General features: G+C 43.4%; 14 protein-coding genes and 2 tRNA genes. 3 read left to right on the forward strand and 13 right to left on the reverse strand.

Annotated elements, in window-relative coordinates:
* Positions 1-478: 478 nt before the first annotated feature.
* From BLR32_RS29215 to BLR32_RS29260, 10 genes are all read right to left on the reverse strand, one after another.
* Entirely contained in the window at positions 479-811 is a 333-nt protein-coding gene (locus tag BLR32_RS29215; RefSeq protein ID WP_143011637.1) for a hypothetical protein, read from the reverse strand.
* Positions 783-1,610: a hypothetical protein gene (locus BLR32_RS29220; protein ID WP_089837393.1), complete on the reverse strand. Its 828-nt coding sequence runs from the start codon at positions 1,608-1,610 to the stop codon at positions 783-785. Before BLR32_RS29220 ends, BLR32_RS29215 begins: the two co-directional genes overlap by 29 nt.
* A gap of 1,385 nt (positions 1,611-2,995) precedes the next feature.
* Positions 2,996-3,081, reverse strand: a tRNA-Leu gene (locus tag BLR32_RS29225).
* Between the two features lie 52 nt (positions 3,082-3,133).
* Positions 3,134-3,206 (reverse strand) — tRNA-Gly (locus BLR32_RS29230).
* A 194-nt stretch (positions 3,207-3,400) separates the two neighbouring features.
* Positions 3,401-4,300 (reverse strand): alpha/beta fold hydrolase, encoded by a 900-nt coding sequence (locus BLR32_RS29235; RefSeq protein WP_089837394.1) that lies wholly within the window; start codon positions 4,298-4,300, stop codon positions 3,401-3,403.
* Positions 4,301-4,364: 64 nt separating this feature from the next.
* The gene (locus BLR32_RS29240; RefSeq protein WP_089837615.1) at positions 4,365-4,949 is read right to left on the reverse strand and encodes a TetR/AcrR family transcriptional regulator; all 585 of its coding nucleotides are present in this window, start codon (positions 4,947-4,949) and stop codon (positions 4,365-4,367) included.
* A gap of 91 nt (positions 4,950-5,040) precedes the next feature.
* Entirely contained in the window at positions 5,041-6,108 is a 1,068-nt protein-coding gene (locus tag BLR32_RS29245) for an NAD(P)H-dependent flavin oxidoreductase (RefSeq protein ID WP_089837396.1), read from the reverse strand.
* 93 nt (positions 6,109-6,201) lie between these two features.
* The gene (locus BLR32_RS34460; RefSeq protein WP_245705549.1) at positions 6,202-6,969 is read right to left on the reverse strand and encodes an Atu4866 domain-containing protein; all 768 of its coding nucleotides are present in this window, start codon (positions 6,967-6,969) and stop codon (positions 6,202-6,204) included.
* Positions 6,970-7,003: 34 nt separating this feature from the next.
* Positions 7,004-7,846 (reverse strand): oxidoreductase, encoded by an 843-nt coding sequence (locus BLR32_RS29255; protein WP_089837398.1) that lies wholly within the window; start codon positions 7,844-7,846, stop codon positions 7,004-7,006.
* A 90-nt stretch (positions 7,847-7,936) separates the two neighbouring features.
* On the reverse strand, positions 7,937-8,836 hold the full coding sequence (locus tag BLR32_RS29260; RefSeq protein WP_089837400.1) for a helix-turn-helix domain-containing protein: 900 nt from the start codon (positions 8,834-8,836) through the stop codon (positions 7,937-7,939).
* 220 nt (positions 8,837-9,056) lie between these two features.
* Here BLR32_RS29260 and BLR32_RS29265 point away from each other — a divergent pair, with 220 nt between their 5' ends.
* Positions 9,057-9,770, forward strand: coding sequence for a 2OG-Fe(II) oxygenase (locus tag BLR32_RS29265; RefSeq protein ID WP_089837402.1), 714 nt, complete (start codon positions 9,057-9,059; stop codon positions 9,768-9,770).
* Between the two features lie 193 nt (positions 9,771-9,963).
* On the opposite strand, the gene BLR32_RS29270 is transcribed toward BLR32_RS29265, so the two are convergent.
* The gene (locus tag BLR32_RS29270) at positions 9,964-10,959 is read right to left on the reverse strand and encodes a zinc-dependent alcohol dehydrogenase family protein (RefSeq protein WP_089837404.1); all 996 of its coding nucleotides are present in this window, start codon (positions 10,957-10,959) and stop codon (positions 9,964-9,966) included.
* Positions 10,960-11,250: 291 nt separating this feature from the next.
* On the opposite strand from BLR32_RS29270, the gene BLR32_RS29275 reads away from it, so the two are divergent.
* Positions 11,251-12,480 carry a serine hydrolase domain-containing protein gene (locus tag BLR32_RS29275; RefSeq protein WP_089837406.1) on the forward strand — a complete coding sequence of 410 codons (1,230 nt, stop codon included), beginning with the start codon at positions 11,251-11,253 and terminating at the stop codon, positions 12,478-12,480.
* A gap of 6 nt (positions 12,481-12,486) precedes the next feature.
* On the opposite strand, the gene BLR32_RS29280 is transcribed toward BLR32_RS29275, so the two are convergent.
* Complete coding sequence (locus BLR32_RS29280; protein WP_143011638.1) at positions 12,487-12,735, reverse strand: hypothetical protein; 249 nt, start codon at positions 12,733-12,735, stop codon at positions 12,487-12,489.
* A 176-nt stretch (positions 12,736-12,911) separates the two neighbouring features.
* Here BLR32_RS29280 and BLR32_RS29285 point away from each other — a divergent pair, with 176 nt between their 5' ends.
* Positions 12,912-14,156: a WG repeat-containing protein gene (locus BLR32_RS29285; protein WP_089837409.1), complete on the forward strand. Its 1,245-nt coding sequence runs from the start codon at positions 12,912-12,914 to the stop codon at positions 14,154-14,156.
* 422 nt (positions 14,157-14,578) lie between these two features.
* Here the strand turns inward: BLR32_RS29285 and BLR32_RS29290 are convergent, their stop codons facing one another.
* Positions 14,579-15,193, reverse strand: a complete 615-nt coding sequence (locus tag BLR32_RS29290; RefSeq protein WP_089837411.1) for a hypothetical protein — start codon at positions 15,191-15,193, stop codon at positions 14,579-14,581.
* Positions 15,194-15,213: the final 20 nt, after the last annotated feature.

The raw sequence follows: 15,213 nt of genomic DNA on the forward strand, positions 1-15,213 counted from the left end.
TCATTTCCGACCTAGAACTCAACAAAGTACTAGATATCAACTTTTACATAGCAGCAGAAGCAAATTTGAAACAAATTCAAAAACTTAGTAAAACGAAGAAAAACTAAACCTAGGCACCGTCGGAAAACCCATAAACGACAATTTCATGTCAATTTTCACTAAGTTTACCGTACCATTTTAATCGCCATCCAACCAAAAAATACTCTGAAGGCCATTGATTTAATGTAGGTCATAAATCAAGAAATAGTCACTTAAAGGCTTATCCGCAAAGGCTACCTCTTCTCAGCATCTTTTCTAAGGATTTGGGATGCTTGTAATCTCATCCCATTTCGATCCAATGTTATGTTTGCTGTCTTAAATTTTTAGATAATTGCTGACGGATTTCTTATTATGCTTTTCCCTAGCCTAGTAACTGCTATTAACGTTTGAAATACCGCTACTGCTAAGATGACTCACAGGTGCACCTGATATTTGAATCCTAATTTCTTGTTAATGTAGTTGTAGTTGGAAACTCTTGATACCCAGAAGACCCAGGCTTCCCTGGATACCATGCAGGTTCTTCAGATTTCGGCGGCGTTGGACGCTTTCGCGGAATGTAACCAGGGTTGTTTAATTTTCCCACATTAGTTGTTGTTTCAATTTCCCAGTCATGGTCATCTTGTCTATATTGTGCCCATTCAATTTGGTCTTTGGTCAGGGTAGGGTTATTCGCGCCCCATTGAGTTGTTTCACAAGCATTCCAAGTACCCAGGAAAAATACCAAACTCAAAAAACAAATTGGACTATTTTTCATAATTTTTCTTTTTGTCATGTTGATGAGTTTTTAGATAATTGAAGTAATAACCAATCGATACTCCAAAACGCATAGGTTGTAAAACATAATCTGTCGCTTGTAAATTGATAAGAATTGGAACCTTTTTGAAGAATAAGATACTTGAAGATATACAGGTGCTAATATCATAACCAGTCCATTCAACGATGACGTTATTTTTTCTGAAAATAGGAAAAGCAACACTCACAAAAGGATTGAAATGACCGCTATTATTAAGGTCTAAATCATTGTCTTTTCGAAATAGACCATTTCCAGCGCCCGCGGTGAAGGCTATATAGCTAAACGGCTCTCCAAATGCTTTTTTTTCTGATCTAAAAAATACTGTCCCGGTACCAAAATAACTTTTCTGTACTGGAATTGCGTGTTTTTCAACGCGCCAGTTCGTTATATTACATACACCCAACTTTAAGAAAAGAACTTTTAGAAACAATCTGTTAATGGATATATCGAGACCTCCTTCGCCGAGATTTCCTATGCTGCCATAAGTATTGGACAGTCCAAAGATGTTTACGGTTGCGCCTACCCCAATGTATTTATAAGGATCTCCTAGTCCAAGATAGACCCCCACGTTTCCATCCGGCTTTGCTATTCTTCCGCCTCTGACTCTATTTTGCCCAGCAAGACCAATTCCTGCAGTACCTAAATGTCCACCCACCCCTGAAGGGTTTAAAAAAGATATCGCAGCCAATGATAGGCTGTTACCCTTTTGCCCAAAACAGTCTATAATTGAAAAGAACGCAAGGAAAATAAATAGACTTGAATGAAAATAAATTTTCATAACAGGGAATTTGTTGTGTCTTCTAGAGAATCTTATATAAGGTTATGCTGCTTTGAACCACCCATGACTCGACTCACCCCCCAAGTATCTTTGGAGAATATCTGCCGTGGCCTGCTCATTTCACTGGCTCATTTCTTCGGCCAATACCACTTCGTCTGTAACTTAACACCATTTTTATATGCATTACTTACAGCATCAATATATTTTTGGAGGCTTACACTTTATCAAATATGGGATTCCTAATTACCTGCTACAATACATTCCTAGGATGTATAGGTATTGAGACTACCCGTTCCTGTATCTAAAGTGGTTAATAGATCCCGAACAATATGCTGGACAAGTGCATTATCTCACAACATTTTTAAGGCATGATGATACAGTATCACCAGTGAAGTAGATATACTTCCCCCATGCGGCTACATTCCCATTATCAGCCACTTCAGCAGGTATCTGCCAAAAAAAGAATTCGAAACTCCTTTAGTTCATTTATTTGCCGGTAAATAGTGAGGATTGCTAAACTTCAATTATAATAAACGCTAATAAAAAATTCTTTCGGTAAATCTTGCGGCTAAACTATAGTATAGTATATGCTCTAAAGTCAATTAAATCAAGTAGAAAAGCAATTCGAATTTAAAAATTCCTCGCCAAATCCAACGTTAATACCAGGTTAACATCCAAAAGCAGTGGTTGTTCAAAACAAACCGTTCAGGTAAACTACTTGAGCGTTTTCTTCGAAAGAACCATAACCAAATATAGACTGGCACAAAGTAGGTCTTACTTGGAAACGCTCTTTGTTCATTATAGCCGCTCAATAAATTGACCGCAATTATATATACGGGTAATTTCCTTGTTTATGGAGACTTTGGATCCGTCTTTTAAAGGAGACATTTGCTTATTAGCAATCCGCCGCGAAAAGGCTATTACCTGCCTGAACCACTCTGAGCGAAAGCACAGGTTAAAACACCCTTTGTCCCAAAACGAGAAGTAACCATATCACTCCCTTTATGAGAGGGGTAAAATTATCATGTGGCAAATCTAAATGTAATGGTATGCGAATTCAATATGCCTCCTGCTATAAAAGTTGCGAGACTTTTGTGGGCACAGAAATCGTATATCCGTTCAGGAAAGGAAGACAATGTTTTTTTTATACTTAATTAATTATCAATTGATTACGTATTTTTTTACCTGGACGGGATATTGAACTCATATCTATCTGATAATGAAATCATTATAAAAATGGGTTCAAAGTAGGCTAAAATGAATATTTACTGTAATGGGAGAAAATTGAACACTCGTAAGTGTCTGAAATACAATAAAAAAAGCCCATCCAATGGATAGGCTTTTCACCTTTTTGATATGTTAAAAAATCATAACATCTCAATTCGTACCCAGGAACGGAGTTGAACCGTCACTCCCCTTGCGGAGAACAGGATTTTAAGTCCGGCGTGTCTACCAATTCCACCACCTGGGTATCCCGTAAACAAAAAATCCAAACTGCCTGGCAATTTGGAAGCTTTGTACTGAGCGGAAGACCGGGCTCGAACCGGCCACCCCGACCTTGGCAAGGTCGTGCTCTACCAAATGAGCTACTTCCGCTTGTATTGAAGAACTTTCCCTCCGATCAACAACCCGTTGTTTTTTCGTTGGGATTGCAAAGATAGGATTTGTTTTCAAATAACCAACGAAGCCATCCATTTTTTTTCAAATTTATTTTAAATCATAAATGTAACATCCTCCTCCCGTAAAGAAAACGAAAGAAGGATGTTGTGTACTATCTGGTACAATATAGGTTAGCGGATATCGTTGGCCACCAGGAACCGGTCTATTAACGAAGCAATCTTCGTCCCCTCCTCTTCCAAAGCAAAATGCCCTGTATCAAGTATATGCAGCTCCGCACTAGGAAGATCCTTCAGATAAGCCCTCGCCCCGCTCGCAGGAAATATCTCGTCATTTGCACCCCAGGTGATCAGCGTTGGCGGTTGATAAGTACGGAAATAACTCTGCCATTCAGCATAATGCTCGGGGTTTGTCCGGTAGGAATAAAACATGGCCATCTGTATATCCGCGTTACCCGGACGGTCCAGCTTACTCTGATCATGCTGCCATGCATCAGGACTAATCCTGCTGGGATCTTTAACACCTGTCAGATACTGCCATTTAGTGCCCTCCAAAGAAAGCATCCCTGCTACCACCTTTCTCTTCTCTTCATTTTCAGGATCAGCCCAGAATGCATACAGTGGTTCCCAGAAAGGAGACAACCCTTCCTTATACGCATTACCATTCTGGACCAGCAATGCCTGCACTTTCTCCGGATGTTTAGTCGCAATACGATAACCAACAGGTGCACCATAATCCATCACATAAAGACTGTATTTTTTCAGTCCTTTCGCTGTAATAAACTGATCCACGATCTCTGCCATATGGTCGAAAGTATATTCAAACTCATTCACCAACGGCATGCTGCTGTTACCAAAACCAGGATAGTCCGGTGCCACCAGGTGGTACTTATCTCCCAGCGCAATCATCAGATTACGGAACATAAAAGAAGAGGTTGGATAACCATGTAACAGCAAAAGCGTAGGCTTGTCCGGAGATCCCGCTTCACGATAAAATATCTCCTGCCCTTCAATGGTCAGCGTTTTATACTGCACCCGGTTGATATCAATACCCAATATTGTTGACTGTGTCATTGTGATAGATTTTAATTGTTTATATTATTATGTACCAATTAGTACAAAAAGAAATAAAAAAAATTTAATGCAGCACCTGCAGACTCATCTCCAGCACTTCCCTGAGATTTTCATATCCCGGATTACTCCTCCTCGTCACATTCACGCCATTCCAGAGGTTGATCAGGTATTTCCCCAGCACTTCCGGTTTCGCTTTATTCTTCAACCGTTTCTCCTGCTGTGCCTTCCTGATCACATCTGTAAAAATGCCTTCCACACTTCCCAGCAACTCAGCCGCAATCAGTTTAGTGTCGGCATCTCCATCCGATAACTGGACCAACGCATTCCCGATATAACAGCCCTTCATCTGTTTGCTTTTAGGATCGTCTGCAAGGGCCATAAAGAAGTCTTTAATCAGCTGAATAGGATCTTTGCTAATAGATAGATCATGCAATAATTGCTTGTCAAAACGGTCAGCGTATTGCCTTAATGATTTCTCATACAACTCCTTCTTTCCCCCTTTAAATGCCAGGTAAAAACTTCCCTTACCTATCCCCATGGCCTCCAGCAATTCATCTGCAGAAGCGGTTTCATATCCCTTCGTCCAGAATACATCCACCGCCTTTTCTACTACTTCCCTCTCATCAAATATTTTCGGTCTTCCAGCCATTTTGTGATCATTTACAATACGAAGATACATACTGTACTAATCAGTACAAAATAAATAAGCCTTTTTATTTCAAAAAAATTTCCGTACTTATTTATACAATGTGTAATGCTTCTGTTTCCGTTATCAGCCGGGAAAAAATATCTGCTGATGAACGATTCTCTGCTCCCGCTGATGCCTGACCAGCCCATAAATTAGTGAACTCTTTCCGGTCCGCCTGCTGTGCTTTGGCCCTCAAACCTGCTGTAAGAATATTCTGTATCGGATACGGCGGAATAGTCAACCCAGACTCCTCCACGGCATCCATGAATTGATTCCTCAATCCCCTCGCCCATCTGCCTGAATAAGCCCTTGTCACCGCACTATCAGTCACCTGTGCTTTCTGCAAAGCAGTTTTATAAGAGGGAAACGCCAGACTCTCATTACTTGCGATAAAAGCCGTACCCACCTGCACCGCCTTTGCGCCTAGTTGAAATGCAGCTTTGATAGTCACCCCACTCTTGATACCTCCCGCCGCAATTACCGGCTTACCTATACGGCTCACCACCTCAGGCACCAATACAAAAGTGCTCACCTGCGGCAGTGGCTCATCATCCAGGAAACTACCTCTATGTCCTCCTGCTTCTATCCCTTGCGCCACTATTGCATCTACTCCTGCCTTCTCCAATAAAACAGCTTCTTTCACAGAAGTGGCCGTTCCTACTAACGCAATACCCTGTTGTTTGAAAGCCCTTATAATTTCTTCATCAGGTATTCCAAACGTAAAACTGATCACTGGGATGTTCTCAGATATCAATACTTCCACCTGTTCACGATAATTATAAAAACGTAACGCGTCCAACGACTGCCGCTCAAATACTAACTGGTTCTCTGCACTAAACTTTTCAAGGAAATTCTGCATCGCTTCCGCATCCTCACGCCTGTATTCCGGGACCTCATTAACAAACAGATTTACCGCGAATGGTTTTCCGGTGATCGATTTAGTCTTATGAATGAGCTCCTTCGTCCTGTCAGGCGATAAACCGCCAACAGGCAAAGAGCCTAATCCACCCTGTTCCGCTACAGCTGCTACCATCTCCGGAGTTGTCACACCCAGCATCGGAGCCTGTATAACAGGATAATCAATCTTCAATAGTCCTGTCATTTCATTTTTCCATTCCATAAACAATCATTTTGGGTTGTACAAAAGTACACCAAATAAAAAGGCGGATATCATATTACTGATACCCGCCCGGTCGTCGATTGTTCTATTGTGCTAAGATCTCTTTTCCTCTCTGTAAAGTATCATACCTGCATGATAAAGTACTCCGTCACGAAAATCACCGTCTGCTATAAATCCTGTATCATCTTTATAATCGATATGATCTCCTGTAAGCCTGTAACTTCCCTGGTACGCACTCTTCCTGTTCCCTCTTGCTTCATCGTATCTTCCGCCTGGCAATAGCTCATGACGGATATATCCATCAGCAGTTACCCACATGCCTACGTATTTGTTATTATCTTCCATTGTACGCTTCTTTTTAAGTGCAAAATGAATTAACTCCGTAACATAATTCCTTAGCAGATCGTATTTATACAGATAGTCTGACGACAACTCGTCCAACATGCGACCAAAGATCCCACTCACCACCTTCTCCTGTTCTTTTGTCAGAAAACAAAAGGGTTCTCCACCGGCCATGAACATAGGTAACCTGCTGATATTCTCCTTCATCCTCTCTGTAAAAAATGGTTCCCTGAATATGCATAAGAAACCTGTCTGATCATCCGACAATGATTCACATACATAAGGCGCCTGCGGATTGAAAAAGACTAACGCCGCTCCTGAAATATTAATACTCCTGTCAGTATCACGGCAAAGGTTATGTCCTCTTATCAGACCAATCTTATAATAGTCCGGGCGATAAGCTTTTACAGGCCTTGGCTCTGATTGTACCACATCCTCCCATCTTAATACATCAAAATGTTTCATCCCATCTTTCACATTGTCGGCGCCCTGCCTGTAAAACCTTCCCCGATCTGCCATAAAGCAACATATTATTTGTTAATGATAATGCTGCTTACGCCTCAATACCTGTTGATACTGTCAGTTCTTTCCAGCTTTCCAGTTCGTTCTTTATTGCTTCCATCTTGCTGTAAGCCAGGTTATACGCATCTTCTCCCAGGAATAAATGTAAAGGCGGCTGTTGTTCTTCTGCAATACGGATAATAGCAGCTGCACCTTTTTCAGGATCTCCAGGCTGGTTACCATTGTATGCATTCTGGTGTGTATGCTGTGCTTCGCGAACGTTCGCATACTCTTCAATCACATTCTTTGGTGTAACCAATGAATCCGATGCCAGGAAGTTTGTTCTGAAATATCCGGGACCTACAATTGTTGTATGTATACCCAATGGCTTCACTTCTGTAGATAATGCCTCTGTTAAACCATCCAACGCAAACTTGGTAGCGCAATAGATGCCAAAACCAGGAAAAGTACCAATGAATCCGGCAATGGAAGAAATATTGATAATATGCCCGGAACCTTGTTTTCTCAGATAAGGTAAGGCTTTCCTGATCACATTCAATACACCGAAAACGTTCACATTAAAGTTTTCACGGCTTTCTTCATCTGTCAACTCTTCAATTGCTCCTGCCAAACCATATCCTGCATTATTCACTACAACGTCTATACGACCAAACTTATCCACAGTTGCATCTACAGCAGCTGCTACACTTTTTTCTGAAGTAAGCTCTACACTGAGCGGAAGGAAATTGTTATCACTACCTACTGCTTTGCTCAACGCATCTACGCTTCTTGATGTTGCTGCTACAGGGAATCCCTTTGCCAGTAACTGTTTTACAATAGAGAGCCCTAATCCTTTAGAGGCACCTGTTACGAACCAAACTTTTTTCTGTTCCATAGTTTTTTTTGTTTGATACAAAGTTACTGCGACTAACAGGCGCGCTCATTATACCTTTCAAAGTGATACTTGTCTTTTTCAAACACCCGGTTAAATCTCTACCGATCTATACGCAGATGGTGTGGTAGACACCAATCTCCTGAAGAACTTATTAAAGTGTGTGGGCTCCTCAAATCCAAGGCAGTAGCTGATCTCCGAAATATTCCAGTCTGTATGCTTCAGCAATGTCTTGGCTTCACTAGCCAGGCGTTCAAAAATATGTTCAGTAGTAGTACGACCAGTAGTTTCCTTTACAGCTCTGTTCAGATGATTCACATGAATAGATAACTGCCGTGCGAAATCATTGGCAGAACGTAATTCAAAACGCTGATTGGGTGACTCGATCGGGAACTGCCGCTCCAGCAACTCTGTGAATACAGAAGTAATACGTGATTTTGCATCACTGTGATGATACACTTTCTCTGAAGGAGATAATTTCAATGCATAATGAATGATCTCCGTTAAATAGTTTGTCAGCAGATCATACTTATATACATAGTCAGACCCAATTTCTTCCACCATCTTCTCAAAAATGGCACTTACCTCCGCGTCCTGTTTTTCATTGAGAAAATAGGCCGGTTTACCTCCCGGTGCAAACATGGGAAAATCACTAATACTACCCCGCATTCTCTCTGTGAAAAAGCCTTCCTTAAAAATGCAAAAGAAGCCGGTCATATCTTTGGATAAGGAATGCCAGGTGTAAGGAACCTGCGGATTAAAGAACATCAGCGTAGTGCCAGACACTTCTGTCGTCTTATCCGCATAATGATAAAAACCATGTCCGCGGGACAATGCTACTTTATAAAATGCCTTGCGACTATAACGGGGCGCGTTTTCACCCATATGGTCCTCCAGCGTAAATACATTAAAATGTCCCACTTCCTGCTTCAGATTAGCGGGCACCTCGATCGTCTTGCTCTGGTAAAATTCTTCCAAGGTTTGTGTGTGCATGTGTTACATGATTAACTTAATAAATGATCTGAACTATCAGGGGTAATTCCAGGCCGGCAATATTCATCAGTCCTGCTACAAATTTACACCGGCTGTTTATCCCGGCTGTTACACGAAACAAACTGATACTTGTAAAATTCAAACAATCCCCCTCCCCGGAAAAGCAAGTTCCGGGTTTTCCAGGCCTGCCCCCTACCCTAATTTTGTCAGAAAACAGGACATGAAGACTATTACAGAACGCTTGCAAACGCAGGACTGGCAACAAGTAAGCACTCATATGCACGAGCAGGGATACGCCCTCATCAGTGGAGTACTCAATCAGAAAGAATGTTTGGATTTGATCAGTGCCTATAATGCCGATAATACTTATCGTAAAACGATCTCTATGGAACGCTACCGCTTCGGTGCGGGAGAATATAAATACTTCCGGTATCCCCTGCCAGATCTCATTACACAGATCAGGGAGACCGTATACAGCCACCTGGCGCCCATTGCCAATAAATGGATGGAGGTATTACAGATAGATCAGCGGTTTCCGGGTGTGCATGAGGAACTGAAACAACAGTGCCGCGAAAAGGGGCAGGATAAACCTACCATCCTGATATTAAAATATGGCGCCGGCGGATTCAATACTTTACACCAGGACCTCTATGGTGATGTATGGTTCCCGATGCAAGCGGTACTATTCCTGAATGAGCCGGGAGAAGATTATACAGGCGGAGAATTTGTACTGACAGAACAGATCCCCAGGGCACAATCCAAAGCCAACGTACTACAACCTAAAAGAGGCGATATGCTGCTGTTTACGACCAACTTCAGACCAGCAAAAGGCAGCCGTGGGTACTACCGGGTAAATATGAAACATGGGGTTAGCCCTTTACATAACGGCCACAGACACACTTTAGGTATCATCTTTCATGATGCACTAAGCTAAATACCGTAAAACCTGGATCAATTTTAATCACCCCAACAATAGGACTCCGTAGGAGTCCCATTGTTGGGGTGATAACCCCGGGAACGTAACGAATTTCCTCCCGGTCCCATATTCATAGCCCCCAGCCCCAAAAAAAGGGATCAGGCACGAAGATTATCGCACCTGATCCCTTATTAATAATCCCTGAGTGACTTTATATCTCCACCACAATCTTACCTGTCGCGCTACGGTTCACGATCAGCGTATGCGCCTGTTCTGCCGTCTGCAGGTGAAAGTGACGTGGATCCAGCAGCGGCAAGATCTGACCTGCTTCCGCCATTCTCGTTGCTTCCCTTAAGATCGCAGCGTGGTGCTCCCTTCCCATTCCCGTCAGCATTGGCAGTAATGTGAAGACACCCGAATACGTAGCACCTTTGGAAGACAATGGAGCCAGGCTATGCGAACCCCATCCAAGAGAACTGATCACATGTCCGTTATTCGGCTTTACCGCCTCAAAAGATGCATCCAGCGTAGCACCGCCTACCGTGTCAAAAACAATGTCAAAACCAGCGCCACGGGTGTACTTATCCACATATTCAGCCACACTCATGGCGTCATAGTCGATAAATGTAGCGCCCAGCCATTCAACTACCGATTTCTTCCCGTCATTATCAGTAGCATATACATCTGCGCCAAGTGCACATGCAATCTGTATCGCCATCTGCCCTACGCCGCCGGAACCGCCGTGTATAAGCACTTTCTGTCCGGCATATACTTTCGCCTTATCTACCAGTCCTTCCCAGGCGGTAATAAATCCCAGTGGGATCGCAGCCGCTTCGCGCATAGTGAGGTTGACCGGTTTCCTGGCAATCAGCTCCGCATCTACTGCCACATACTCTGCCAGAGAGCCCTGTAATCCCGCTACACCGCCGGTCATGCCATACACCTTATCGCCGGGAGCAAAACCTGTTACACCTTCACCGACTTCCACTACGATGCCCGCCATATCAATTCCCAAAACTGCAGGTAATGGCTGCTCTATGAGTTCTGCCTGACCTGCCTTAATTTTCGCGTCCAGCGGATTTAAACCACTGGCCTTTACTTTTACCAATACTTCACCATAATCTGGTCTGGGCCTGTTTATTTGCGCATATACAAACGGGTCGCCATAATTCTCCAGAATGAGCGCGTGCATGTGATCATTTTTCATAGTCTTAGCCGGTTAATCTTTTTTACTATCTGTTGTTTATAAACTCAAATTACGTGACATACAATCTTTAAGCTACAGTTGTTGTTGAACAGGCAGGAAGTATTGTTCAACAGGCAAAAGGAACCGTTCAGATGCCATAGCTGTTCTCTATACTAAAAAGTGTTCCATACATTAACAAACTGATTAGCAAATAGTTAAAACAATGCCAAGATGACACTGTAACCATATATCGCCAATCACCCAGTGTTTTAACGATATATAACATATCGGAAAGATCACTATCTTACCTGTATGAAACACCTGTTACTTTCCCTCCTGTTGTTAAGCACTACCACACTGCTTTCTGCACAGTCGAAGACCAGTAAAAATGCTGTTTATTTTCCTACGAAAGATGTCTGGCAGCATCGTTCTCCTGCCGACATGGGACTGGACACTGCAAAACTGGCAGCTGCCGTACAATTTGCGAAAGACAATGAAACAAAAGCACCGCGCAATATGGAGATCGCGCAGGCCCTGAGTTTTGGAAAAGAGCCTTTCAGCGCGGGTGTCGGACCTTTTTCTACAAGAGGAGATGCTACCGGCGTGATTGTATACAAAGGTTATATCGTGGCAGAATGGGGTGAACCCACCCGCGTTGACATGACACACAGCGTTACCAAAAGTTTTCTCTCTGTGGTAGTAGGACTGGCAGTAGATAAAGGTCTTATTCGCAGCGTACAGGATACCGTGTCGCATTATGTACCTCCCATCGAAATATATAATCCGGCTGCCATAGGTCCCGGCGCAGAACAACTGGGTCAGCCACAGTTGTTATATCCGTTTGCCGGTTCGCATAACAGTACACTGACCTGGGATGTCATGTTAAGGCAAACGAGCGACTGGGAAGGCACACTATGGGGCAAACCCGATTGGGCTGACAGGCCGGAAGGAAATGCGTTAGAATGGATGACACGCAAGCGAAATACACCCGGCACTGTATGGAAATATAACGACGTAAGAGTAAATGCCCTGGCCCTTGCTGCCACCAGCGTATGGCGTAAACCATTGCCACAGGTGCTGAAGGCAAATATCATGGACGAAATTGGCGCCTCTGATACCTGGAGATGGAATGGCTACCGCAATTCCTGGATAGTGCTGGATGGCACTGCCGTACAATCTGTCAGCGGCGGCGGACATTGGGGAGGCGGTATGTTCATCCATGCCTACGATATGGCCCGTTTCGGCCTGCTCACATTACACAGAGGCAACTGGAACGGAAAACAACTGATCTCCGAACAATGGGTGAAACAATCCCTTACACCTACTACAGCAAAACCTACATACGGGTATATGAACTGGTTCCTGAATACAGGAAAGGAGTTACTTCCCAGTGCCCCTGCAGATGCATTTGTACATATCGGTAACGGCACAAACCTCATCTACGTAGACCCGGGTCATGAATTGGTTGCGGTAGTAAGATGGATAGAAAATAAATCCATGGACGATATGATCAGGCATATCCTGGCCGCCTTCCGGCAATAAAGCACATCAGGCGCTTACTGCTTCCAGCGTGAACAGCCGGCCTATGCTGATACGGGCAATCCTGAAATTACGCCATTGCTGGCTGTTGCATTCCAACGGAGAGATGTTCTCAATGAGGGTTTCCAGCCGCTCAAAATATATTCTGTTGTTCGCTGTATTGTCTGCAAATGCAGAGATGATGCTTCCTACTTCTGTATCGCTAACGGCCTGTTTCAATTGCTCAATTACTAATAACGCCTGTTCGCTAATTCTCATTTGTACAGTTTTTATTACCTGGCTTACCCATCCTGTGAAAGCGGATAGATGTTTCATTTGCTGTATTCCGGGCGCAAATATACCTTCTACTCTTTAACATACCAACAACACATTAAAGAGAAGCTAAATATATTCATAAAAACTTTATATTTGCCATAACACCAATCCTATACTTTATGAAAACCATCTTTTTCCTACCTGTTCTCCTGATCAGTCTTTGGTGCAATGCCCAGGACGGTCTGTATCCCTATGCAGAAAAGAATAAATGGGGTCTTACCAATAAAAAACATGCGGTTGTGATGGAACCTCAGTTCGACAGTATCCACCTGTTTGAAGGTGAATACGCCCGGGTTGAGAATAATAAAAAAGTGGGCGTGATCCATTCTTCCGGCAGAATTGTATATCCATGCTCCTATAGTGATATTCCTTTTATTTCTCCCAATGGCATGGCTATCGCTAAAGTGCAGAAAGGATATATCCTGCTGGATCCGTCTACCGGCAAACAAAAAGGAACCCTTTTATTTGATTTGCCGGGTATGACGCCAATGTCTAAAACAGCTAACCTGCTGCTCGCTAAAAAAGAAGGTGCTGTGGGCATTGTAAATATGGCCACCGGTGAACCAGTCTCTAAGAAATTCCCATACGACGACGCAGAATTCTTTGATGAAAAATCATTAAAGGATTTCGTGATCGTCAACATCAGTGATAAATACGGTGTAGTCGAAGCCCTTACCGGCAGAGAGATCATCCCTGCAACATATAGTGAAATAAAGGGCGCTTCTGATGGTACACAAGACCTCATCAAAGCTACCACCGACGATGAACGCGTAGTGTATTTCGACGTTAAAGGCAAACAGGTATCCGCAGCTGTGGCTAAAGCAGCGAAGAAAGTGGAAGATGACATGGATAAAACTTCCACTGAAGGCGGACTGAAAGATGACACCAAAAAAGATCTGCACCTGTATAAACTGGCAAATGAAAAGTGGAGAATTACATTGGAAGAACGCATCTTCCAGCAGCCTAAAGTGCTGGATAGTACCGACATCAACGGATACACAACGCTGGAGTATATGTCCTATCGTGCTAACCTGGCAAAATATCCCGGTAAGATCAAAGCGGTGAAAAATGGCAAGGCCGGTGTAATTGATATGAAAGGTAACGTGCTCATTCCTCTGATCTATGACGATGTGACCTACAGGGAAGATAACATTGGGCACTATGCCTTCGTAGAAACGAAAGTGGGCAACAGGGTGGGTGTAATACCTGCCGAATCCATGAAAGAACTGAAAAAGCCGGTCCTGGCACGTGTCATTGACGAAGATGTGAACCGCCAGGCATTGCTGGTGCAGATAGCCAGCGGCACAAGAGGTTATATGGATAAAATAACCGGCGAGGTCTATATCCCGGGATACAAGGAATAGTGCTTCAACAACGATAAAAAGCAAGCCGTCTCAAATGGATGAGGCGGCTTTTTTATTGCCGCTTACTTCAATTTCACTGATCCTTCGCTCGGTACAGGCTGCTGAAAGGGATCTGATATCGGTCGGTTCTCTATTGTAACTCATAGATAAATCATCCTCTAACCATATATGACCCATATATAACCCATATCTCTATAAATATGGGTTATATATGGGTCATATATGGCTTATATATGGGTTATATATGGGTTATCTCACCGAATGCAGCATGGTAAAGCCCTTACAAGGAGTATACAAATACTGGATTGTGTATATTCCTGGTAAGCAAGAGTTTCTGAAATAAATAATAGTATTATATCAGGTCTGATCAGCCATTTTTGGAGTACTGAGCGTAGATTTTGAGAATATGGGTTTACAACATATTAATCCTCTAACAGTGATTTCACCAGCGCCTTCCATTGTAATTTCGAAATACCAATAGCCCCTCCTGCCCCGATCACGGCATTACGGATCTTATCCTTTGTTTCCTGCGCGTCCGTATTGGGCAGCTCATTCCTGCCATATACGGTAGCCGTCACCTCTTCCCCGTCCCTGGTGATCACAAATGAGCTGGTGGCTTCATCACGCAGGAAATGCGCCGTACCGGCATGCTTCTGTAAGGGATGACCTGTGGGCCTGGCTCTTATAAAAAAGACCTGTTGCCGGTCGTTCAACCGCACATCTTCCATCTGCTCTATCAATACCCAGTCGTAGCCCTTACCAACACTGTTGCCCGGACCAGGTATGTCAATGCGCATATACATCCCTACGTTGGCAGGGGCCTCTACTTCTTCTCCCAGTTTATCCACCAGCTGAAATTCTGAAGATAAAGCTCCACATAATTTTCCCCACTCATTAACATTCTGCAACCTGCCGACAGCACGCTCAAAAATTGCAATAGCGGCCTGTTCATCGCCGGCCTGCCTTTCCGCGGACGTTTCCGTTTCCTCTCCCGTGTACTGCACCGGGATGAACGGCGCTGAAATATGATCTGGCATACAATTGATTTATGGTTATA

Origin of the sequence: Chitinophaga filiformis (genome assembly GCF_900102545.1) — a bacterium.
Taxonomy (GTDB): domain Bacteria; phylum Bacteroidota; class Bacteroidia; order Chitinophagales; family Chitinophagaceae; genus Chitinophaga; species Chitinophaga filiformis.